General features: G+C 60.6%; 20 protein-coding genes. 9 read left to right on the plus strand and 11 right to left on the minus strand.

All coding sequences use genetic code 11. From position 1 onward, the window contains the following. Positions 1–105: 105 nt before the first annotated feature. Positions 106–1,410: a sodium:solute symporter family transporter gene (locus tag O2S87_RS13225; RefSeq protein WP_475409260.1), complete on the minus strand. Its 1,305-nt coding sequence runs from the start codon at positions 1,408–1,410 to the stop codon at positions 106–108. Positions 1,411–1,655: 245 nt separating this feature from the next. On the opposite strand from O2S87_RS13225, the gene O2S87_RS13230 reads away from it, so the two are divergent. After that, the gene (locus O2S87_RS13230) at positions 1,656–1,862 is read left to right on the plus strand and encodes a DUF8149 family protein (protein WP_475409261.1); all 207 of its coding nucleotides are present in this window, start codon (positions 1,656–1,658) and stop codon (positions 1,860–1,862) included. A 64-nt stretch (positions 1,863–1,926) separates the two neighbouring features. On the opposite strand, the gene O2S87_RS13235 is transcribed toward O2S87_RS13230, so the two are convergent. Beyond that, entirely contained in the window at positions 1,927–2,682 is a 756-nt protein-coding gene (locus O2S87_RS13235; protein ID WP_475409262.1) for an MBL fold metallo-hydrolase, read from the minus strand. 86 nt (positions 2,683–2,768) lie between these two features. Between O2S87_RS13235 and O2S87_RS13240 the strand changes: the two genes are divergently transcribed. Both O2S87_RS13240 and O2S87_RS13245 read left to right on the plus strand, forming a co-directional pair. Continuing rightward, positions 2,769–5,543 carry an ATP-dependent helicase gene (locus O2S87_RS13240; RefSeq protein ID WP_475409263.1) on the plus strand — a complete coding sequence of 925 codons (2,775 nt, stop codon included), beginning with the start codon at positions 2,769–2,771 and terminating at the stop codon, positions 5,541–5,543. Between the two features lie 70 nt (positions 5,544–5,613). Further along, on the plus strand, positions 5,614–6,294 hold the full coding sequence (locus O2S87_RS13245; protein ID WP_475409264.1) for a VOC family protein: 681 nt from the start codon (positions 5,614–5,616) through the stop codon (positions 6,292–6,294). 210 nt (positions 6,295–6,504) lie between these two features. On the opposite strand, the gene O2S87_RS13250 is transcribed toward O2S87_RS13245, so the two are convergent. From O2S87_RS13250 to O2S87_RS13265, 4 genes are all read right to left on the minus strand, one after another. Continuing rightward, positions 6,505–6,717, minus strand: coding sequence for a hypothetical protein (locus O2S87_RS13250; RefSeq protein WP_475409265.1), 213 nt, complete (start codon positions 6,715–6,717; stop codon positions 6,505–6,507). A gap of 4 nt (positions 6,718–6,721) precedes the next feature. Next, positions 6,722–8,548 carry a right-handed parallel beta-helix repeat-containing protein gene (locus O2S87_RS13255; protein WP_475409266.1) on the minus strand — a complete coding sequence of 609 codons (1,827 nt, stop codon included), beginning with the start codon at positions 8,546–8,548 and terminating at the stop codon, positions 6,722–6,724. A gap of 278 nt (positions 8,549–8,826) precedes the next feature. Then, complete coding sequence (locus O2S87_RS13260; RefSeq protein WP_475409267.1) at positions 8,827–9,318, minus strand: DUF6789 family protein; 492 nt, start codon at positions 9,316–9,318, stop codon at positions 8,827–8,829. 82 nt (positions 9,319–9,400) lie between these two features. Next, positions 9,401–12,091 (minus strand): AAA domain-containing protein, encoded by a 2,691-nt coding sequence (locus tag O2S87_RS13265; RefSeq protein ID WP_475409268.1) that lies wholly within the window; start codon positions 12,089–12,091, stop codon positions 9,401–9,403. Positions 12,092–12,183: 92 nt separating this feature from the next. On the opposite strand from O2S87_RS13265, the gene O2S87_RS13270 reads away from it, so the two are divergent. Then, positions 12,184–12,531: a hypothetical protein gene (locus O2S87_RS13270; protein WP_475409269.1), complete on the plus strand. Its 348-nt coding sequence runs from the start codon at positions 12,184–12,186 to the stop codon at positions 12,529–12,531. Between the two features lie 51 nt (positions 12,532–12,582). Continuing rightward, positions 12,583–13,137 carry a hypothetical protein gene (locus tag O2S87_RS13275; protein WP_475409270.1) on the plus strand — a complete coding sequence of 185 codons (555 nt, stop codon included), beginning with the start codon at positions 12,583–12,585 and terminating at the stop codon, positions 13,135–13,137. A 35-nt stretch (positions 13,138–13,172) separates the two neighbouring features. Here O2S87_RS13275 and O2S87_RS13280 read toward each other — a convergent pair whose 3' ends face one another. Then, on the minus strand, positions 13,173–13,979 hold the full coding sequence (locus O2S87_RS13280) for a sulfurtransferase (RefSeq protein ID WP_475409271.1): 807 nt from the start codon (positions 13,977–13,979) through the stop codon (positions 13,173–13,175). Positions 13,980–14,240: 261 nt separating this feature from the next. Between O2S87_RS13280 and O2S87_RS13285 the strand changes: the two genes are divergently transcribed. Both O2S87_RS13285 and O2S87_RS13290 read left to right on the plus strand, forming a co-directional pair. Beyond that, on the plus strand, positions 14,241–15,107 hold the full coding sequence (locus O2S87_RS13285) for a sulfurtransferase (protein ID WP_475409272.1): 867 nt from the start codon (positions 14,241–14,243) through the stop codon (positions 15,105–15,107). Between the two features lie 112 nt (positions 15,108–15,219). Further along, positions 15,220–15,858: a rubrerythrin family protein gene (locus O2S87_RS13290; RefSeq protein ID WP_475409273.1), complete on the plus strand. Its 639-nt coding sequence runs from the start codon at positions 15,220–15,222 to the stop codon at positions 15,856–15,858. Positions 15,859–16,384: 526 nt separating this feature from the next. On the opposite strand, the gene O2S87_RS13295 is transcribed toward O2S87_RS13290, so the two are convergent. From O2S87_RS13295 to O2S87_RS13305, 3 genes are all read right to left on the minus strand, one after another. Beyond that, entirely contained in the window at positions 16,385–18,106 is a 1,722-nt protein-coding gene (locus tag O2S87_RS13295) for a glutamate--tRNA ligase (RefSeq protein ID WP_475409274.1), read from the minus strand. Positions 18,107–18,394: 288 nt separating this feature from the next. Further along, the gene (locus O2S87_RS13300) at positions 18,395–20,665 is read right to left on the minus strand and encodes a CDC48 family AAA ATPase (protein ID WP_475409275.1); all 2,271 of its coding nucleotides are present in this window, start codon (positions 20,663–20,665) and stop codon (positions 18,395–18,397) included. Then, positions 20,662–20,910, minus strand: a complete 249-nt coding sequence (locus tag O2S87_RS13305; protein WP_475409276.1) for a DUF7127 family protein — start codon at positions 20,908–20,910, stop codon at positions 20,662–20,664. Before O2S87_RS13305 ends, O2S87_RS13300 begins: the two co-directional genes overlap by 4 nt. A gap of 270 nt (positions 20,911–21,180) precedes the next feature. On the opposite strand from O2S87_RS13305, the gene O2S87_RS13310 reads away from it, so the two are divergent. Beyond that, positions 21,181–21,969, plus strand: coding sequence for an alpha/beta fold hydrolase (locus O2S87_RS13310; RefSeq protein WP_475409277.1), 789 nt, complete (start codon positions 21,181–21,183; stop codon positions 21,967–21,969). Here the strand turns inward: O2S87_RS13310 and panB are convergent. Next, entirely contained in the window at positions 21,963–22,769 is an 807-nt protein-coding gene (panB, locus tag O2S87_RS13315; RefSeq protein WP_475409278.1) for a 3-methyl-2-oxobutanoate hydroxymethyltransferase, read from the minus strand. The two genes, O2S87_RS13310 and panB, sit on opposite strands and share 7 nt — an antisense overlap. Before the next feature lie 82 nt (positions 22,770–22,851). Here panB and O2S87_RS13320 point away from each other — a divergent pair, with 82 nt between their 5' ends. Beyond that, positions 22,852–23,088 (plus strand): DUF5822 domain-containing protein, encoded by a 237-nt coding sequence (locus O2S87_RS13320; protein WP_475409279.1) that lies wholly within the window; start codon positions 22,852–22,854, stop codon positions 23,086–23,088. Positions 23,089–23,240 lie beyond the last annotated feature (152 nt).

A 23,240-nucleotide genomic window follows, 5' to 3' on the forward strand; every position in this document is an offset into this window, starting at 1 on the left:
CGAGAATCAAGAGCATTTCAAACAGTTTGTCACTGACACATTCTTAGATCTCTCTCAACGTCTTGGATTTGCGAATGGTTGGATCAAAAAGTTCCTCACCGATATTCAAAAGTTACGCTGACCACTCATGCCTACTACCAGTCCAGCGAGACTCGACAGCAGGGCTCCGGCCTCGGTCAGACTCGGCGCATAGAGCCCCCATATCAGCGGGACGAACACCGCTGCCGCCAGCAGGTCGGCGGTCAAAAACAGCTGGAGGACGCTATAGCCCTGTGCGCCAATGACGACCGCACCAACGGCGACGAGAACGGTGACCGAACGACCAATCACTCGTAGCGAGCGTTCGTCGTCGACCGCACCTAGTCGGGCGATGTCGACAGTCACGAGACTCGAAATCGCGTTCAACATCGTGTCGGCCGAACTCATGACGAGTAGCACCACCAACAGAACGACCACGAACGCGACCGACTCCGGTAGAACTTCGGTAACAACGAGGAAGAAGGCGACACTCTGGGTTTCGGCTGTCACGAGGTTGAGTCCGGAGGCGACGACGCCGAACAGCCCCGCGAGCAGGACCATCGGAACGACCGTCAGTGCGGCGAGCGAAAATGACCGGGTGAGTGTCGACTCACTGTCCGCCGCATACACCCGCTGCCAGATCCCCTGATTCAGCATATTTGCGCCCAAAATAGCGAAAACGACATAGAGTCCGAACTCGAGGCCGGGCCGAAAGCCGGGATCAAGGAGGCTTGGATCGGTGGCGAGCGCGGTGGCGTGGATCTCGCCAGCCCCACCGAGCGAGACGACAGCTGCCCCGAAGCCAACTGCCAGCAGGGGGAGAATGCAGAGCGTCTGGACGGTATCGGTGAAAATACTCGCAACCAGTCCACCGTAAGCAGTATATATGAGCACAAAGAAGCCGACGGCGGTCGCGGTCTGCCAGGGTGGAACGCCAGCGACGAGTTCGAGCGAGCCTGCAATCGCTGTCATTTCTGCAGCGAGGAATATGAACATGTAGAACACCGAGACCGCGAGCACGAAGACGTACATCACGGGCCCGAATCGAACCAGCACGAACTCCGTCAGCGAGTGGCCCGTCGGCATCAGTTCGCGGATGCGAGCGCCGACCGGAACGAACAACAAGAGCGGAATCGCGCTTCCGATGGCGTAGCCGAAAATCGCAGCGAGCCCACCGAAAGCGGCCCCCGCTTCGGCGGGACTGAACAGAATCCACGCACCCATCGTCGACGCGATGAGCGTCGCGGTCGTCGTAGCGGTCCCCGTCGAGTTCCGTGCTGTCAGTAGGTTCTCAACGGAGTCGACGCGCCCACGGGCATACCAAAGCCCAGCCAGCGTAACGAGCGCCAACGTAACCACGGTCGACGCGATCGCTAGCGTCTGTGAAACCACTCGATTACACCCCCTTTCGTCTCGATGGATCGATTATACACTGGTTTCGATCAGCTATCCGTCGACACTGTCTACCGAGTACAACTGTGATCATCGACTGAACACAGTAGAAGACGCCTAATATAACTGACGAATAACACTGGCGAATACGTCGGAGAACCGAATCGAGAGTCCGCAACGGGGAGTCGATGGTCAGCGTGTGCTGAAACCGGACCGGTTTTGAGTCTGTACCAAGAGTGGACCGTATGACAGAGACCACCGACGACCCGGATATTCCAATCGTCTGTGAGGCCTGCGGGACCGAGACCACCGTTCCGCTCTCGGAGGTTGCCAACCAGCTCGAAACCCACAACGAGAACCGACACGATGGCGAGGAACACGCAGAGGTCGACCCCGTGCTCAAATCGCAGATACAGGACCTCGTTGCACGGGATATCGGGCTGTTAGAGTAATCCTATTCACAGTAGGCATAGGTTAACCGTTTGCTTTTCGCGAGCCAGTGACCGTCGACTATTTTTAAAGCTCGACCCGTAGCCCGTCGCGGGCGATTCTGACATCACCAGCAAATCCGCCCGCGGTGATCGCTTGGCGCATTTCCTCGTGCTTGCCGTCGGTGTGTGGATACAGGTGCGTGAGATACAGTCGGTCGACCTCGCAATCCCTCAGCACACGGCCGAGTTGAGTAGGTGTCGGATGACCTGACACGTCGACAGAATCGGGAAACGAACAGTCGTGGGCGACCACCTGGCAGCCGTCGACGAACCGTGCAAGCCCGGCGAACGCCTCGGTATCCCCACTGAACGCGAACACCGCGTTTTCATCAACCGCCTCAGTGAACCGGTAGGCGAGGCCATCCATCGAGTGGCGTACCTCGTGGCCCTCGACGTGAAAGCCCGCCAGCTCGAAGGGTCGGCCAGCAGTCACCTCCCGGATCGTGAGATCGATCCGGCCATCGAGATACGAGTGAACCGACAGCAGGCCGTCCACCAGCCGTTTTGTCCCCGTCGGACCGACGATTTCGAGGTGCTCCTCGCCAGCGAGCCATCGGGCTTTCACCAGGCCGAGGAGATCGGCGACGTGATCGAGATGGTGGTGGGTGAGAAGAACGCTTGCGACACCCTCGTAACCGACTGCTGTGTTAGCGAGTCGGAGGAGCACACCACAGCCACAGTCCACCAGTAGGGACCGCCTACCGCTCGACAGCAAGAGCCCGGTCTGGGCTCGGTCGCCAGCTGGCATTGCGCTCCCGGTCCCGAGAAACGTCACATGCATGTCCGAGCGCTAGGGGCGATGCCGCAAAGCCGTTCGGGTCACTCTCAACACAACCGACTTACGACGGCGGCGGTAACATCGATTAGATGGCCCGCTCCGGCCGTGAAATCCTCTGTGCGGCAGCAACTGACGTCGACTACCCATTCGACCCTGAGACCGTCGACATTCAGGACGACGACGTGCTCGATCTCTTCAAGCCAGCCGTCCGCGAGTGGTGGGTTGAGGAGTTTGGCACGTTCGTCGGAGACAACGGCGGCTTTTTCACACCACCGCAACGCGGTGCGATCCCCCACATTCACAGCCGAACTAACGCCCTCATCTGTGCGCCAACCGGCTCCGGAAAGACGCTGGCTTCGTTTGCGGCGATTATTAACGAACTGTTCCGACAGGACAAACAGGGGGATGGTCTCGACAACTCGGTGTACTGTCTCTATATTTCGCCCGTCAAATCGTTGGCCAACGACATCCACCGAAACCTGACCGTCCCTCTCGAAGGGATTACCGAGCGACTAATCGACAAGGGCGTGGACGCCGAACTCAGACACGCGATCCGCCACGGCGATACTGATTCTGCCGCCCGCCAGCGGATGTTACACGAAACGCCACATATCCTCAACACCACCCCTGAGACGCTAGCAATTCTGCTGAACTCCCCGAAGTTCAAGCGAAAACTCGAAACCGTCGAGTACGTAATTGTCGACGAAATCCACAGCCTGGCCGAAAACAAACGCGGCACGCATCTCGCGGTCTCGCTCGAACGGCTCGAAGCGATGGCCGAAAACTCACCGACCCGCATCGGTTGTTCGGCAACTGTCGAGCCGTTGTCGACGGTCGCCGAGTTCCTCGTCGGACGTCAGTCGCCGGGTGGCCCACCACGGGAGTACGAACTCGTCGACAGCCGGTTTGTCCGCGAACTCGACGTCAAGCTCGAATGCCCCACCGACGACCTGATCAACACGCCGAGAGCCGAGGTTCAGGAGCGATTTTATAAACGGCTCGATGAACTCATCGCTGCCCACACCAACACGCTCGTATTTACCAACACGCGGTCAGGTGCTGAACGCGTTCTCCAGACGCTCCGTGAGCGGTTTCCCGACCAGTATGGTGAGGCTAACTCCGGCTGTCACCACGGAAGTCTCTCCAAAGAGCGGCGGACCGCGGTCGAAGAAGGACTGAAAGCCGGTGAACTCGACGTCGTCACGACGTCGACGAGCCTCGAACTCGGAATCGATATGCCCGACATCGATCTGGTGGTCCAGGTAGGCTCGCCGAAATCGGTGGCCTCACTGCTCCAGCGTGTCGGCCGGGCGGGCCACCAGCTCGGTCAAACCGTGACCGGGCGAGTCATCGCGTTGGACCGCGACGAACTCGTCGAGTGTGCGGTGATGCTCGCAAAAACTGAATCGGGTTTCGTCGACCGGGTGTTCATCCCCGAAAACGCGGCCGATGTCGCCGCCCAGCACGTCTATGGGATGGCGATCAATCGGATTTGGCGGGAAGCGGATCTCAACGCGGTTCTCCGGCGAGCGTACCCATACCGTAATTTCGATTCGACCGAGTGGGAACGGTTGATGCGGTATCTAACCGCCGACTACGCCGGGCTCGAACAGAGACACGTGTACGCGAAGATCTGGCGTGACACCAACGATCCACCCGATGGCGAGTACCACTACCCGGAGTTCGATGTCGGTGAACCGCTGATCGGCAAACGCGGCCGACTCGCCCGCGTTATCTATATGACGAACATCGGAACGATCCCCGACTCGTTTAGCTGTGCGGTCCACACACGAAGTAGCAAGGAGTGGGTCGGAACCCTCGACGAGGGGTATCTCGACACGCTCGATCCGGGCGACGTGTTCGTTCTCGGTGGACGGAACTTCGAGTACGCCTACCGGCGTGGCTCGAAGGTGTACGTCGACCCGACGTCTGGCCGGCCGACAGTTCCATCGTGGTTCTCCGAACGGCTCCCGCTATCGTACGATATGGGTCGGGCGATCGTCGAGTTCCAGACCGAACTCGTCGACCGACTGGCGTCGGGCGGCGTTGCCGGGGTTCGAACGTGGCTTCGGGAGTTCCCGATTGACGAGAACTGCGTTCGAGCAATCAGTCAGCTGTTCGATCAACAGCGCAAGTATCTCGGCGAGCGGTCAGTGAGCACCGACGAACGGCTCGTGATCGAAGTCGAGATCGACCGCACTGAGTACCGCCGCCGCTTTTATATTCATTCGAACTACGGCCGGGCATTCAACGACGGCCTTTCGCGGCTCGTCGCCTACCACTGTGCCCAACACGCGACGGCGAACGTCCAGGTCGCGGTCGCCGACAACGGGTTTTCGATCGGGATGCCGCTGAACCGAAAGGTCGACGTCGCGGGCATTATTCGATCACTTAATCCCGAGTCGGTCGTCACCGACCTTCGAGCGGCTCTCGATGACACTGACCTCCTCCAGCGGTATTTCCGAATCAACGCGACACGGTCGCTGATGATCCTCAAACGCTACAAGGGCTACGAGAAATCCGCCGCCCAACAGCAGGTTTCGAGCGAGATGCTGCTGTCGTTCGCCCAAGAACTCGATTCGTTCGCCGTGATCGAAGAGACCTACCGGGAGATCATGGAGGATAAACTGAACATTAACGGCGTTAGGGAGTTCCTACTGGCGGTTTCAGCCGGTGAGATCGAGATCGACACTCACACGTTCGACTCGCCGAGCCCGCGGGCGTTCGGGCTGGCGACGCTGATGGCAAGCGACGTGGTGCTTGCCGACGAGGAAAGCGCCGTACTTCAGGAGTTCCACGAGCGCGTGCTGTCCGAAATCGACGGGGCTGAAACGTCTTCTGTCGAGACTGTCGATTCGGGATAGTCTGTGGTCCACAGCAGGCTGCGTTGACTGCCCACCAGTTACAAGCCGCTGGCGACCCGTCTCTTTATAAATGCAGTTCGAACGTGTGCAGATTCCGGCAGCCGACCCACACTTGCAGGCAGCCTGGTACGCCTCGCTGTTCGGTGTCGACCGCGAGAACGGACCCGAGCCTACGAATTCCGCTTCAACGGTCCGGCTTGGCGAAACGGCGCTTCAGTTCGAAACGCGGGCCGAGCCACCGCCGACACATCTGGCGGTTCGTCTGCGTATCGCCGCCGAGGCAGCACTCGACCGACTGGTCGACCGAACGACGATACTCCCCATCGAAAACCAGGCGAGTCGATGGTTCGAGTTTCTGGCGGCCACGGCGGTCTATTTCGATGATCCCGAGCTGAACGTTCTCGAAGGGCTCTGTTATGACGGTGACGCCACCCGAAGTGCCGACGAGGGGCCGATCGTCGACGGCGTGACCGAACTCGGCCTACCGGCACCCGATCCGTCTTCGCTCATCGAATGGCTCGACGAGACCGTAGGACTGTCGGTGTGGGGAACGCCGAGCGAGACGTTCGGCTGGGTCGGTGATCGGAACGCTCGGTTTGTGGTTGTCTCAACGGGGAGACCCTGGTATCCCACCGACCGAGACGCCGAAATCGCTCCGATTGAAGCGACAGTTATCGACGACGACGCGGTGGCCGGCCAACACCAGCATCCGACACTTCCGTACGAAATAACAGTGACTCACCGACGGTAGTAGCCGAAAGGGTAGTTGATTGAACGGAGAACAGAGACACCGGGCGTCCCGCAACCGCCGAAACTAAGCGGTGAGGGGGAGCGTCAAGGATGGAGGGCAATGATGAGCGCTTCGGGGGCCAGTGCTGTCCCGGTATCTCTACTGCAGCGATAGCGCCTGATAGACAAAAGCACTGAATCTAAAGAATTACGAGGTATGGATTGTCGACCGTTACCGATAGTCGGCGATGTCGACGACCGCCGATTCGGTAGCGATCACGAACGCCTCCTGCTTGAGGAGGTATTCTTCTTGTGGTAAGAAGAGCAGATGCGATCCGCCCTTCTGCGTCGTCCGAACCACGTCCCATTCAGTGCCAGCGTATCCCAGATCCGTCGCTGGATCCGGGTCGGCTGAAAGCGACTCCCAGTCACTGTATGAGACCATTGTTCTATTTCTCGGCCTGTTCGAGCACGAGATCGACGTGGCCTTTCACCTGGAAGCTGACGAGTTCGCCCGAAAATCGGTAGCCATCGAGCCCTTTGGCGACGATTCCCGTAGCGCTCGACTCACCGACGTCGTCTTCGATCTCGTCCCACGGACTACCGCCGTCGACGACCGAGCTCAGCGAGTCACTCCGCTCGATCGACCCGCTGACGGTGACCTTGTACTGCGCGAGATCGTCGGAGGCGGTGCCGTCGATCAACAGGACGTTGCCGAGTTTGCCGTCATCGGCGCTGTCATCGGTCGAATCGTCAGCATCCGACGTTTCGTCGTCCTCGGACTTCTCGTCGTCGGACTGCTCGACGACGAGGTCGTCTTCCGAAATCTCCTCGTCGTTGAGGTAGAAGGTGATCGCATCTCGTGCGCCTTCGACCGACATCTCGACGATGTCGCCGTCGAACTCGAACGAATCACCGCTGGTGCTGGCCCCCGAGAGCTGACCCGTGGCCGTCCACGTGCCGTCATCGTTCTCGGCGGCGCTTTCGCCGACCGAATCGTCGTTCGCGTTGTACTGGTCGAGATCGTAGAGCGGCGCGATTTCACCGGTCGCGGTGAACTCGTAGCTTGCGCCGTCGGATTCGTCGGCCATAATCAGCAGTCGGTCGAGGCCGTCTGAACCGTCGGATCCCGAACTGTCATCGGAGTCCGAATCAGAGTCCGAATCGGAGTCGGACGAGGAGTCCTCTTGGGGGTCCTCGCCGGTGGGCTCCTCGGCGTCGCTGCCGGTGGTCGCCTCGAAGTTCGAGGGGTAATCGAGGTCGCCGTCGCCGGTGATCTGGATGTTCGTGCCGGTCCAGTTTTCGGCGGTGTTGTCCTCCTGATCCGAGATGGCATCGCTGCCGGTGTTGTTCAGGATGCGGACGTTGTTGATCGTCCCGGAGCCGCCCGCTGCACCCCCGTGGAGCTGGATCGGGACGGTGGCACCCTCGTAGGAGTGGATGATCTCGGTGTCCTCGATCACCAGGTCGTCACCCGGTGTACGGACGCGGATACCGCGTTGGTTCTGTGCGCCGCTGGGCGACGACGGGGCCTCGTCGTCGTTGATGATCAGACAGTTGCGGATGACGCTCTCGGAGGAGCCGATGCGCATCCCGGCGATGTTGTTGTTGCGCGACGTGCAGTTCTCGATGATGACCTGCCCGTCGTTGCCGTCGTCGTAGCCGGGCGAGCTCGCGTAGATCCCGTTGTCGTCGAACCCCGCGTAGTAGCAGTTCCGGATCTCGATGACGCCCGCGTGGTCCCGTGGGACGTAGAACGCTTTCGCCTCCGCGCCGCTTTCGGACCCATCGGGGAAGTTCAAGTTATCGACGACGATCCGTCCGTCGGATTCGGCGTCGAGTCGGAACCGTGTGTTCTCGTCCGTTGCCTCGCCTCGAACCGTGAAGTTCCGGATCTCCACGGTCCCTCCTCTGGCCTTGACCACCTGGTACCAGTTCCCACCGGTGTTGTTGAGGATGACCTCGCCCTGGCCGACGATCGCGGCATCACGTACTGCGCCGGTGAAGCCCTCACCTTCCCAGTCGTACTCGCCTTCTGGAACTCGGACCTCGACGCCGTCGTCGACGAACTCGTCGAGATACGGATCGATAAGTTCGCCCTCGCTGAGCCCTTCTTCGCCAAGGTCGACCACTGTCTCTGGCTCGGCGACGACGGCCGATGTCGCCCCGACGCTGCCGAGTGCTGCGGCGGCGACCGCTGCTCCGCCGAGCCGCATGACATCCCGTCTGTTAAGCTGTCCTTTCTGCCCGAGGTCGTCCGAATGGCCTTTTGCCATATCCCGTTAGGACCGAGTTACACACATAACATTTCTGACCAATTGTTTCGAAATAATGTTTGCTTGAGTTAGTATACTATATATCTACGAGTATCTGAGTGTAGTAAGAGCCCAGATAGAACCAATTTACATACCGTACAGCGCGACCAATCGGTCTGCGCAACAGTCTTGTTTTCCAGATAGTATGGGCCACCTGCACCGACAGCACTCAACGACCAGCCCGTCTTGCTTACCGTTTCGAGGGCGCATCCGGCTAGTAGGTTGTGCCTACTGTGGGTTCAGACCTCATAGGCCGCGATGGAAGCGAACTGAGTGTACACCGTTCCGAGCACCGCTCCGTACACCCAGTGGTTAACGAGCGTCATTAGCAGATAGATCACGAGTGATACGCCCGACTGATCGGTGTAAAACGCGAGTGCGAACCCCGTCCAAATGATCGTTCCGTAGGTCACGCCGCGAAGCGGGACGCTCCCCGCAGGCGGGAGATAGTTGCCGAGCGTGATAAACAACAGCGGGAGAACCGTGATTCCACCGAGAACGAAAATCGCGACGCCACCCCAGAAGTTCAGGCCGTAGCCGACGATGTTCGCAAACCCCGAAAACGCGACTGGATCGAGCACTCCTAACACCGTTGCGACACCGAAAATCGGCTGCATGGCAATCATCCCGGTGAGACCGGAAAGGCTGGCAACCGATAGCTCGCGGACGCCGATCTGTCCCGACTCCCGTGAGATCTCTTTCGAACTGCGTGTTTCCTGTTCGCTACTCATACCCACACCCACGCCGACAACGCCGAAAAGTGTAGTTCAGCGAATGAATCCGGTTTCGTTGAACAGATGCGACAGTGAGCCGTTAGCGATCCGCCCAGTCGAGCAGTCGACGGTAGAACGGATCGGCCGCGAGCGCCCCGCGGTCGCCGACGAGTACGAGCCCTTTTTTCGCCCGCGTGAGCGCGACGTTGATCCGGCGGTGGTCTTCGAACAGCGGGCCGTCGAGTCGGCCGGTGGCCACGAACGAGAGGACGATGATCTCCTTGCTCGACCCCTGAAACCGGTCGACCGTGTCGACGGTCACATCGACTCGCCGAGTTATTTCGGCGACCTGGGCTCGAAACGGTGCGATCACGCCAATCGCATCGGGGTCGATACCAGCCTCGATATAGTGGTCGACGATTTCGGCGACCCGGTCGGCCTCGGTCGGGTTCGTATTGCCAACTCGCGTACCACCGGGGTCGACAAACGCGACCGCATCCTTGAGTTCGGCCGGAAGCAGCGCCGGATCGCAGAGTTCCGAGAGCGACTGGGCGGCGACCTCCCCTGTCGCGGGTCGGAGCGCACCGTCGTAAAATTCGGCCGAGGAAAACGCCTGAATCCGCTGGCACATCCGGTACTGTCTGGTGAGCATAACGGCCGCGTCGGGATACTGCTCGATCAGTCGCTCGAACAGCGACGTGGTGAGAGGGTTGTCCTCGCTCGACTCCTCGCCAGTTTCGGCTGCCTGGACGACCGGCGGCAGCTGTTCGTGATCGCCGACCAGGACAAACCGATCAGCGAGATTGAGCGCGGCCATCGCGCTCGGCTCGGTGAGTTGGGAGGCCTCGTCGACCAATGCAATGTCGAACGACTGCTCGCGCATCACGCGTGAACCACAGCTCGCGGTCGTCGCCGCGACGACCGGCGCGTTTCGGAGTTCCGCGGCCCGCTCGGTGGGCTCGCCCCGCGTCTCCAACTGTACATCGAGCATATCCTCGCGAATACCGGTGTCTGTTCCCACTCGGCAGATATCCTCGAATCCCTGATCACGGAGGGCTTCGAGCGCGTTGTCGACCGCCCGGTTCGTAAAAGCCGTAAGGAGAACGCGGTCGCCGCGGTCGGCGAGCGCGCGGATCAACCGCGCGATGGTGTACGTTTTCCCCGTCCCAGGTGGCCCGTGAATCAGCGCACAGTCCCGGGCGTTGACGCCCAGAGTGACCGCCTGGTTCTGGCCGTCATTGTTGTCGATAAACGTCGCTGTCTCCTCGCTGAATTCGGGCTCTCGGCGGCCAAAGAGGACGTCCTTGCGGTCGTCACTACTTTTGAGCACGGTATCGTGGAGCGCGGTCAGCATTCGGTCGACCGAGATTTCAGAGGGATAGACGTCGAGCCGACGGAGATCGACTGGCTCGTCGGTCGTGACGATGATCTCCTCGGCGAGTTGGGTGATCCGACAGAGTTCGGCATGACCCGACACCGGATCGCCGTCGCTGGCGAGCGCAACATCGCCTTCACGGAGTTTCGAGACGGCCTCGCGTGGCTTGCGCGCGCGCAACTCCCAGCGGTTGCCGTCGATCTCGCGTTGACCCAGTGGTTCGAGATCGATCAACGCCCGGTCGTCGTCGGCCCGCTCGCGGGCACTCTGCTCCCAGAGTTTCCGATACTCGTCGTGGGTCGACCGACGTTCGGCCTCGATTGCCTGATAAAACCGTTCGAAGTAGGCCTGTTCGTCGTCGGGAATCGGTCGGCCGACTGCACCTGCCTTCGACTCCTGTCCGAGTCGGCCCGAAACCACCATGCAGGTGTCTTTTTCGAAACAGTACTCGCATTTCGCATCGGCTTCGTACCCCGTCGGCACCTCGCGGCGAGCTTCGAGTGCGGCGAGTTCGTTTCGGCTCCGGACCACGAAATCGAGCAGGCCCTTGCCCATCATGAACTCCTTGGCGGGCGAGAGATCGCCGGACTCCTCGGTGCGTTCGAGCGTCGTGTTTTTCGTATACAACAGGGTTCCAGTGTCGACCGAAACGCCGCGTTCTTCGAGCATCAGGGCATAGCAGGCTGCCTGAATCTTGTCCTGGAACCGTGGCTCTCGGCTCGTATTCTTCCCGGTTTTGAGTTCGACCGGCATCCCCCGTCGAAGCGCGTCAGCCCGGCCCTTGAGCCCAAAAGTTGGACTGATGAGTGTGTACTCAGAACGCCAGGCGTCTTCTTCGGTCAGCGTTCCCTGGGCGAGCCAGCCTTCGATTGCCGCCGCGTTCCCGCGGACCTCGCCTTCGACTTCCTCGATTTCGCGACCAAGGAGTCCGAGTTCGAGCCCCGCCTCTTGGACCCGGTCGCGGATCGACGCATCGAGATCCCGCCCCCGGAGCAGATCGCCGAACACGTCGTGGACGATGGTCCCTTTAACGACCGGATAATTAAGTGGGATCGCCGACAGCTTGTTGAGATAGTACATCCGGGGACACTGAACCCACGACCGGATGGCAGTCACGTCGACCAAGAAATCGGGTTCGAGAACGACGTACGACTCTTTCGTGGTTCCATAGCTCACGGTTCCCTCATACGCGTCGACCTCAGGATCGGTAACGATCAGATCCATGCCGGGTTCGGCGTGGTCGGCAGTGTCGGCCCATTTGGCCCAGAGAGTCACCTCAAGTGCTGTCTCACCGTTGGTTTCGGTGCCGTCAGTTGGTCGGAGTCGAACCTCCGCGAGTTTGCGCTCGCCGTACTCGGTTTCGACGGTTGTTGGCTCGTCGATCGCGACAATCTCTCCGCGGAGGCTCGCTGTCACTACCCATTGTCTGCGCTGGGGGCTGAAAAACACTGTTGGTGGCCGACAACCGAGTCGGAGGACGCAAGTCCTCGGAGCACAAACGTCTCGCAATGAGTGAATCGACCGGGTACGAAACCTATGGAAAACCGCTTATTAGAGCGGTCGTGGGGTTTCTCATCGCATTCTCCCTGTTTGCGTCGTTCAGGCTCATCAGTAGTGAGGGCCTAACGCCAGCAACGGTTGCCGATGTGGCCGTCACACTCTACGTTTCAGTGCTTGTTTTCTATGGTGTGTTTTGGGAGGCCATAGACAGTCGGCGGTTCCGGGTTGCGCTGTATTTCGGGGTGGTTCTTTGGGGAACAGAACGGTTCGTCTCTGGCGACGACTCGGTTCTCACCGTGGGGTTGCTCCTCGCGGGGATGGGGATGGTTGTTCGAGAACTGTATTTCACAGAGTAGCCATTGTCTCGGACCGATAGGCTCATTCTGTTGGTGACTCGACCTACGAGTATGCGTGTCAGAGATTGGCAAGATATTCTCTCGGACGTGATCAGTGCCGACCGCGACCCTGAGGGCTGGCGAGCGGTCGCCGGACAGCGCCGTGGTGGCGTCGGCGAGGATCTGTATTTGGGTCATCCCGCCGCTGGCGTCTACCATCTCAAGACGTACGCCAAGAACCCACACGAACTTCGCGGGGTTGGCACACAAGTCGCCCGCCGAGTCGACGAAGAACTCGATCCCTTGTTGCCACGTCGCGAGAACGATACCGGCCGGTTTGCGGTCCAGCGGCCACCCGAAGACGAATCCGAGGCGAAATCGATGGCCACCCGGATCGAGGAAACGCTCAAGGTTCACTCCGAAGCACCGACGACCGGTGATGATTTCTTTTCCGACATGATGGAGGCCGTCGACAGTCCGGCGTTCGGCCCCATGGAGTACGAACTTAGCGACCGGCCGGGCCGACTCGACGAGCTCTCAGAGACGTTCGAAGACGCCGACGAACTCCTCTCGATGGAACTCGACGAGCTCATTGACGCCGATGGCGTCGACCGTGGCTTCGAATAACGGAGGAGGAACCACTTATCAGCAGTGGAGGCGGCTTACCCGTCGGTTTCGACAGTCTGAAGCGCGCCGTTGGCGTTCTTCCATTCGGTCATACTGCCTTCGTACACCGCGACCTGTTCGAAGCCGAGTGACCGGAGCACGACGAAGGTGTGACTGAGTCGACGCGACGTATTGCAGTAGAGGATGACCGGCCGCGAGCGGTCGGTTTCGATGCCACGTTCGGCCAGAAGGGGCACGATTTCGTCGCTGGATTTGACGCCACGTGTCTCTTCGTCGACCAGTTCCATCCAATCGAGCCGAACTGCGCCGGGTAGATGGCCCTCTTCGTACTCCCACTGCTCTCGGGTGTCTATCAGCGTCGTATCGCCCTCCTCGATGGCGGCTTCAACAGTCTCGCGATCGACGATTGGAGCCTCAGCCACCAGTCCCTGGGCGTTGTACTCAGTCGGGTCGACATCCGGAACTGCGGAGGTGACTTCGTACTCACGCCGCCAGGCGCTGAAGTCCCCATTGAGCAGTCGGACGTCCTCGTGGCCATACACCAACGCGGTGAGAACGAACCGGGCGGCGAACACGCCATGGGTGTCGTCGTAGGCGACGAGTGTGTCTTCGGGATTGATTCCGGCCGTACCGAGCAGGTCGGCGAAGGCGTCGGCACCCGGGAGGGTTCCCGGATCGGCCGACTCACTGTTGCGGTAGCTGTCGAAGGGAATCGAGACCGCCCCAGGAAGATGGCCGATCGACTCGTACTCCCAGACCTCGCGGACGTCGACGATCCGAACAGCGGGATCGTCCAGTCGGTCTGCGAGCCACGACGGATCGACAAGCAGGTCTGTAGACATACTAGCTAACTCTGACTCATGGAGCCTTAATCATGCGTCGCTGTCGATGACGGCCGGGATTCTTCGATACAGGAGAATGTTGCAGAGTAATTAGCGAGCTGCTATCCTGTCGTTCGCACTCGGTCTGTTTTCGAGCCGATGACTCATCTCCGAGAGTCGATTCGTTCCAACCGCTGGCAATACTCTCCGCAATCGCACAGGACCGGCTGAAAGCACCGTCAGTGTCACTACTAAGACAGTGGGGGGATAACCTGAAGATGTATGGCAGACACAGAGTATGCAAAAGACGTGCTGGTCTCGGCCGAGTGGGTCGAAGACCACCTTGATGAGTTCCAGAGCGACGACTCCGACTATCGCCTGGTCGAAGTTGACGTCGACACCGAGGCCTACGATGAGAGTCACGCCCCCGGTGCAATCGGCTTCAACTGGGAGTCCCAACTGCAGGACCAGACCACCCGTGACATCCTCACCAAAGATGACTTCGAGGACCTGCTGGGTTCCCACGGTATCAGCGAGGATTCGACGGTCGTTCTCTACGGTGACAACGCCAACTGGTTTGCGGCCTACACCTACTGGCAGTTCAAATACTACGGCCACGACGACGTCAAACTGCTCGACGGCGGCCGCGAGTACTGGCTCGACAACGACTACCCAGTGACTGACGAGGAACCCGACTTCTCGGCAGTCGACTACACCGCCTCCGGTCCACGCGAGTCCATCCGTGCCTACCGCGACGACGTCGAAAACGCCATCGACAAAGGCCTGCCGCTTGTCGACGTTCGCTCCCCAGAGGAGTTCTCGGGCAAAGTTCTCGCACCGCCAGGACTCAACGAGACTGCCCAGCGTGGTGGCCACGTCCCCGGCGCACAGAACATCTCGTGGGCTGCAGTCACCAACGAGGACGGCACATTCAAATCGGCCGACGAAATCAAAGAGCTGTACGCCGACAAAGGCATCGACGGCGACGAGACGACCGTTGCCTACTGCCGCATCGGCGAGCGCTCGTCGGTCGCCTGGTTCGCGCTTCACGAACTGCTCGGCTACGAGGACGCCATCAACTACGACGGCTCCTGGACCGAGTGGGGGAACCTCGTCGGCGCACCCATCGAAAAGGGCAGCGCAGAGTAAGGTTCGATTCGGATATTTTTTGCGGCGCTACCCCTGCCAGCGACTGCGCTGTCCGAACTGCGTCCATGCCGAATCGTGAGGACTCAAGAGCCTCGGGCGTATGGAGTCGACTATGACCGCAGACGAATTCGTCGACAGTGTCCGAACCGAGAACAAAACCGCGCTCTCACGACTCGGCTCCTCGAAAGCCCTCTACGCCGAAACCGGCGGCGAGATCGAGGCCGAAACCGTGCTTCGGGCCGCAGCTATCGCCGAAGACACCGCCCGCGAAACGTTTGAACTGTGGGCCGACAATGAAGCCAACGAGACGGCCGCTGGGCTGTTTAGCGACCTCGCACAACAGGAAGCCGACCACTACGAGACGGTTGCCGCGAAACTCGACGACGCGCCGAATGTGGACGATGCCGAGGCACTTCCGGCGATCCAGTCGACGCTCCGTGGCTTCGAGTCGACGGTTGAGCGAGTCGGTGGGCTCGTCGGACGCTGTCTCGTCGCCAAGAAGTCGAAAGAACAGTACACCGGCTACTTCGTCGGTGATGCCGATCCCCGGACCGCGAGCGTCTTCCGGGAGCTCGGGTCGGATGTCGACGAGCAACTCGACCGCACTGCAAAGCTGATCGAGTCGGTCTGTGAGACAGACCAGGACATCGACCGGGCCCGCGAGGCCGCAGGAGAGGCGATCCAGGCCGCCTACAAGGAGTACACCGAATCACTGGAGTCGATGGGCGTCAACCCCAAGCCCGTTTGCTGATCAGTCCGAGTCACCAAAATCCGGACTCGCCGCCTCACCGCTAATGATCTTCTCTGCGGTTTTTCGATCCAGACCGCCGACGACGAACGCCGGTTTCTCGCCTGGAATCTCTGGCCGGAGCGACTCCGAGACGGTTTGGCCGCCAGTGGTTGTCGGACGCTATCGATCGAGTATCAGCGAGGTATCTTCAGTGATCGTTTCGACCGAGCCCATTGACTTGACGTGTTAGCCCTCGAATACAAAAACAATAGGATCGACACGGAGTCACGTTGTCGTGAGCCATCGAACTGACTCTCGTTATTTGCCCTTTGGACACTCAACCCATAGATCCGTTTCGAATATCATTTTCTTCGGTGTTTTCATTCGCGGAGCTTCGGTGGCCGTTTCGGAATCACGGGAGTCGCCCTGTTCCATCATGTATGGTACCTACACGCATGGCCATATAAATCTTTTTGCGATACTATTCAGGACATCGCCATAACATAAAACAAACGTGTTATTCCAATCCGGATCAGACGACGATTTATTAGGGGTGTGTGTAATAAGTGGTCGATTCTCTATTCTTATGCTCATCGACTCGAACGAAGCTGATCCGTTCGAACTGGACGATCTCGTCGACCTCGGTGTCGGCGAAGGCCGGTTCGGCGTGGCCCGGCACGTCACCGTCGGGCGTTCGCATGGTAACCGAAACGGTGTCGTCGGCTGGCACCCAGTGGATGACCTCGACGCCTTCCTCACGGACCGCTGAGATGTCGTCGCCAGTCGCCAAGAATTCTCCGTCGGTGTAGCGTACGCAGCCGTAGCCTTTGAGCCAAATTCGGTCGCCCTCAGCAGGTAGGTCAGCGGGTTCGACGAGGACGGCGTCGTCGACCGGGATCTCTCGCGTTCCACGATCCTCGTGGTTGGGATGCAGTGGTGGATGCCCGGCATCGGGCTTGGCGTCGCCGACGACCGGAACGCGCCGGCCGTCGCGGACGAGGAAGTAGCGGTTTGCCTCGTCGTCGACCAAGTCGCGGTTGTTGGCGTAGATCGATGACATGGCGAGATCGACATCGGAGGTCGACATCCCGAGGTCGGTCATCGACTCGACGATTGCCTCGCCACGAATCCCGCGGCGGCGGACCGACTGAAGCGTAGGGGCGCGTGGGTCGTCCCAGCCGTCGAGGTCGCCAGCGTCGATCAGCTCCTTGATTCGGGAGGTCGAGATCTTGATGTCATAGGCGTCGATCTGGACGTGGCCCCAGTGGAGCACCTCGGGATACTCCCAACCGAAGTAGTCGTAGATGAACTGCTGGCGTTTGGCCGAGTCCTGCAGATCGATGCCGCGAATGATGTGGGTGATGCCGAGGAGGTGGTCGTCGACACCGGACTGGAAATCGAGCATCGGCCAGCAGCGGTACTCGGCGGCCTCCTCGCGGGGGTGTGGCGTGTCGATCATCCGGAAGGCGACCCAGTCGCGCAGCGCGGGGTTCTTGTGTTCGATATCAGTCTTCACGCGGAGGACCATTTCTCCAGACTGGTACTCGCCGTCGACCATCGCCTCAAACTCCGCCAGTACTTTCTCGGGGTCCTTGTCGCGGTTCGGCGAGGGTGTGCCCTCGCGTTTGAGCGCCGAAAACTCCTCGGCGGGCAGATCGCAGGTGTAGGCCTCGCCCATCTCGATGAGTTCGCGGGCGTGGTCGTAGTAGGTCTCGACGCGATCCGACGCGCGGTAGACTTCGTCGGGCTCGAAGCCGAGATATTCGATGTCTTCGAGAATGGCGTCGTAGGCCGCGAGATCGGGCCGTTTGGTTTCGGGGTCGGTGTCGTCGAACCGGACGACGAACTCGCCGTCGTAGCGGTCGGTGTAAGTCCCGATGACCGAGGGCATGCGGGCGTGACCGAGATGCCACGGGCCGTTGGGGTTCGGCGCGGCGCGGAGTCGGACCGTCTCGTAGTCGCCTACATTGGGGAGATCGGGTAGCGTGTGTTCGTCGACCTCGTCTTCGGCGTCGAGTTCGTCGACCAACTCCTGATCGAGTTCAGCTAGTCGCTCGCGGCGGGCCTCGTGGTCGAGCCCAGAGATTTGGCCGACGACCTGGCCGACGACGCCCGGCACCTCGCTTCCGTGCGGTCGGAAATCGGGGTTGTCGCCCATCAGTGGACCCATGATGGCCCCTACGTCGGGGTCGCTGTCGTGTTTGAGCGCGTTGAACAGGGCGTGTTTCTCGGCTTCCTGTTCCACGCGGTTGCGAAGATCGTCGTCCATTGGGTGTGGCTTTCGCGTGATTAGTCAAAAGGGGTGTGGATCGGTTTACGGTGATGAACGGTGCCGTCGGTCGGGGGTCGATGAGGAAGCTAGCCGGTCAACACAGCCGCCGCTCACTGATCACAAACGAGCCAGCAGCCGACGAGTCGACGCTGGCCGGAGGGACGTGTCGCGTGACACGCAGGTAGGGGTACTGACTGTGACAACCTGTAGCAAAATAAAACCCGTCGACCGTTCAAGCGAGTTGGAGCCGAGCAGTCGGCCCAATGTCGCGGTTTGTGGTCGCGATTACTGGAACGCAGTGCCGAGTTCTTCGTCGGTGTCGACTTCGTTCTGGCCGAACCGGCGTTCGATCTCCTCGTAGCGTTCTCGAGTCTCGGGGGTCACGCTCGGTTGGACCTGATCGAGGGCGTCGTCGAAGTGGTCCATCGTCACGCGGACGTTGCCGACCGATTCAGCGACTTCCTCGCGGGTGACGCTCCCGATGAACTCGCGGCTGGCGGCCATCGATGCCTCGCGGCAGACCGCTTCGATATCCGCGCCGACGTAGCCCTCCGTCCGGCGAGCCAGTTTGTCGAGATCCACGTCGTCGGCCAGCGGCTTGTGCTGGGTGTGGACCTCGAAGATCTTCCGGCGGGCCTCTTCGTCCGGCACCGGCACGTGGACGTGTCGGTCCAGTCGACCGGGCCGCAGGAGCGCCGAATCGATCAGGTCAGGCCGGTTCGAGGTGGCGATCACCACGACGTCCTCCAGGGATTCGAGCCCGTCGAGTTCGGTCAACAGTTGGCTGACCATCCGTTCGCCGACACCGGAGTCGGTCGACTGGCTGCCGCGTTCGGCGGCGATCGAGTCGATCTCGTCGAAGAACACCACGGTTGGGGCGTTCTCGCGGGCCTTGCTGAAGACTTCGCGGACTCCTTTCTCGCTTTCACCCACGAACTTGTTGAGCAGTTCGGGGCCTTTGATCGAGATGAAGTTCGACTCGGCCTCGTTGGCGACCGCTTTGGCGAGCAGCGTCTTGCCGGTCCCCGGTGGGCCGTAGAGCATGACACCCTTCGCGGCGGCCATGTCGAGTTCCTCGAACACCTCGGGGTATTCAAGGGGCCACTGGATCGTCTCGCGGAGCCGTTCTTTCGTGGCTTCGAGGCCACCAACGTCCTCCCACGTGACATCCGGCACTTCGACGAACACTTCACGGAGCGCCGAGGGTTCGATCCCCTTCAGGGCCGACTTGAGATCCGAGTCCAACACCTCGATCGATTCGAGGATGTCGGCGTCGATCTCGTCGCTTTCGAGATCGAGCCGCGGGCGGATCCGTCGCAGTGCGTGCATCGCCGACTCCTTGGCCAGCGATTCGAGGTCCGCGCCGACGAAACCGTGGGTGTTCTCGGCGTAGACGTCGAGGTCGATCCCTTCGGCCAGCGGCATGTTGCGCGTGTGGACCTGCAGGATCTCCTTGCGGCCGTCGCGGTCCGGCACGCCGATCTCGATCTCGCGGTCGAACCGCCCGCCGCGCCGCAGGGCGGGGTCGATGGCGTCGACGCGGTTGGTCGCGCCGATCACGACAACTTCGCCGCGCTCTTCGAGCCCGTCCATGAGGCTCAGCAGCTGGGCGACGACGCGGCGTTCGACGTCGCCACCGGCCTCCTCGCGTTTGGGCGCGATCGAGTCCAGCTCGTCCATGAAGATGATCGCGGGGGCCTCCTCGGAGGCCTCCTCGAAAACGTCACGGAGCTGTTCTTCGGACTCGCCGTAGTACTTCGACATGATCTCGGGGCCCGAAACCGTGTGGAAGCTGGCGTCGATCTCGTTGGCGACCGCCTTGGCGATCAGCGTCTTGCCGGTTCCCGGTGGGCCGTGGAGCAGTACGCCCTTTGGCGGTTCGATGCCGAGCCGCTTGAACAGCTCAGGGTGCCGCATCGGCAGTTCGATCATCTCTCGAACCTGTTCGAGCTCGTCGTCGAGCCCGCCGATGTCCTCGTAGGCGATATCGGGCGAGCCACCTGGCGCTCCGACGGCGGCACCGCTGGGTGCCTCGCGGATCTGCTCGGCTGGTTTCTCGGAGATGGTGACCTCCGTCGAATCAGTGACCACGACCGTTCCCGAAGGCGAGGTCGAGGCGATCTTCAGCGGGACGGCCTGTGATTGACCACCCATAAACCCGAATCCGAGTGGGAGTTGGACGTTCTGGCCCGCAGTAACGGGCTGACCACCCAACTCGCGCCGGATCAGCGAGTCGATGTTCCCGCGAATGCCGAGCCGCTGGGGCAGCGCGATCGTGATCGATTCGGCCGGATTGACCTCCGCCTTTTCAATCGTTACTCTGTCATCGATGCCGACGCCCGCCTCCTGGCGGAGTCGACCGTCGATCCGGACGATTCCCGTGTTGTCGTCTTCGGGATAGCCGGGCCATACCCGCGCAATGGCGGTTCCCCCGTCGCTGTCGAGCCGAATGAAATCGCCGCCGCTGAGGTCGAGTTCCTCGGCTGCAACCCGATCGACCGCCGCGAGGCGCCGACCGGCGTCCTTCTGTTTGAGTGGTTTGACTGTGAGCTTCATTTGGGCACCGTGATGGTGAGTACGCCGTTATGCATTGTAACATCTGGGTTCGACCCAGGCAGTTCGAACTCGGTCTCGCTCAGACGATCGCCGTGATCGATGACGAGAATCGCTGTCGAGCCGACGACGTCCACGTCTACTTGCTCGTCGTCGACCGGAAGGTCGACCGCGAGCAGGGTGTGGTCATCGTACTCGTAGCGCCGCACGAAGCGGTCGTCATGACCGGCTGTCTGTGGATGGTTCATGGTACTAACCCACAGTTAGTTATCCAGGTATATAAATCTTGCTGTGATTAATCGCCATACAGCGCCGGGTCGGAGTAGAATGGTGGTTTTGCGGTCTACACCACAGAACGGCACTAACGGCCAGAAGATCACAGAGTGACCCCAGAGACAACAAGTCTGTTTTCGCGTGCGATGTGTGATACTTGGCCTCACGATACGTACTCGTTCAGTATACATTCTTGTGGAGAGGACGGTCCGGCGATTTATCTCCGGTTCGCACGGAAAAAGGGTATGGAGGCGGTTTCCCACCACGGCCGGTCGACAGCGTACAGATACAGTGATCGGAGCGGCCGTGCCGACCGAGGCCTCCTATTCGTCCACGGCAGCGGTGGGTCACATGCGGTCTGGAAGCGACAGTTCCGACTGGCCGACCAGTGCCCGGTTGCGGCCGTCGACCTCAGCGGTCACGGCGCAAGTGACGACGTCGACGCCGATCCGGGCTACGAGACGCTATCAGCCTACACGGACGATCTCGCGGCAGTTGTCGAGGAGACCGAAACGTCGGTTCTCGTCGGCCACTCGCTCGGTGGGGCCGTCGTACTTTGGGCGACACTCGAACGAGACCTCGATCTCGACGGGCTCGTTCTGCTTGGGACGGGCGCCAAACTGGCGGTCGTCTCGGGGTTGTTGAGGCTGTTGGAGACCGATTTCGAGAAGGCAGTCGACTACCTTCACGAAAACGAAAGGCTATCTTACGGCTCAGATGAGCGACCCAACGCCGAATCGAAAGCCATGATGACCGAGACCGGACAATCGGTCACCGTACGGGATTTTCAAACCTGCAATCGGATCGACCTTCGCGGTCGACTCGGTGAGATCAGCCTGCCAGTGACCGCACTCGTCGGCGAACACGATCGACTCACGCCGTTCGAGTACCACGAATTTCTCGCGAGCGAACTCCCAAACTGCTCGCTTGCCCGCATTAAAAACGCTGGCCACCTCGCGATGCTCGAACAACCGGCAGCAGTGACCGGAGCGATTGCGATGTTTCTCGATCGACTCGACGGCGTGGGTTACTGAAGATCGTCGACGCGCTCTTCGATATGACTGTGTTCGGCCGCCGGGAACTCACCGGATTCAACCGCTGATTTGTAGCTTTCGACGGCCTCGGTCATCGCGGTCGACACGTCACCGAACGAGTCGGCGAACGGGGGTTGGCGCTCAGAGAGACCCATCACGTCCGTACTGACGAGCACCTGTCCGTCGCACTCGACGCCCGCGCCGATTCCGATCGTCGGGATATCGAGCGCGTTGGTCACCTGATTGGCGACGTTCGACGGGACGTGTTCAAGCACGAGCGAGAAGGCTCCGGCTTCCTCGTGTGCGCGTGCGAGACGAAGAATATCTTGGGCTGCCTCGGTCGTCGTGCCCTGCCTGCTGTAGCCGCCGAGCTGGTTGACGTGCTGTGGCGTGAGTCCGAGATGTGCCATCACCGGAATGCCGAGTTGGGTGAGCTGTTCGGTGAGTTCGACCGTATGCGGGCCGCTTTCGAGTTTGACGGCATCCGCGCCGGCGTCTTTGAGCATTCGGCCCGCGTTTCGGATCGTCTCGCTCTCGTTGACGCCGACCGAGAGAAACGGCATGTCGGCGACGACGAGCGCCTCGGCGCTTCCACGGACGACTGACGCGGTGCGACTCAGTACGTCGTCGACTGTCACGGGAAGCGTCGAGTCGTAGCCCAGCACCTCGGTTCCCATGCTATCGCCGACGAGAATAATGTCGATACCGGCATCGTCGACGATACGGGCAGTCACGGCGTCATAGGCCGTCAGCATCGTAATGGGCGTCTCTCGGTCGGCGAGCCCACTGGTCGTAGTCATATTCGATACTAACGCCGTGAACCGATAAAATCGTTCGATCCGGAACCGTCACACATTAACGCTCGAACGCAGAGTTGGATCTGTGGTAGATCCCGTACAGACAACCAATCCGGACGGCGTCGACTTCGGCTGGGTGATGCAGGTCACGTTTGTCGTCACCATCCTCGTCGGCGCACCCCTCGTCGCTGGACTCTCAGTGCTGGTCGAACTGCCGACATGGGGTGCCCGCGTGAGCTTCGCAGTCCGCGTCGGTGCGCCGATCTGGTTTCTGACTGCCGTTGGAGCCTTTATATATGCGAAGTACTCGCTCGACGAATGAGGGTAGTTAGTAACCGACCCTACCTTACTTCGCTCGCACTAACAGGCTCGCTCGTTGAGGGTAGGGCTTTGATGTGGTCCTCGCCGTCAGTTGACGCGACTGGGCGTTTTGTACGCCCTGCCTACCGAACGCCCTTCGGGGTCGGCGAACCC

The organism is Halohasta sp. A2, from assembly GCF_056175805.1.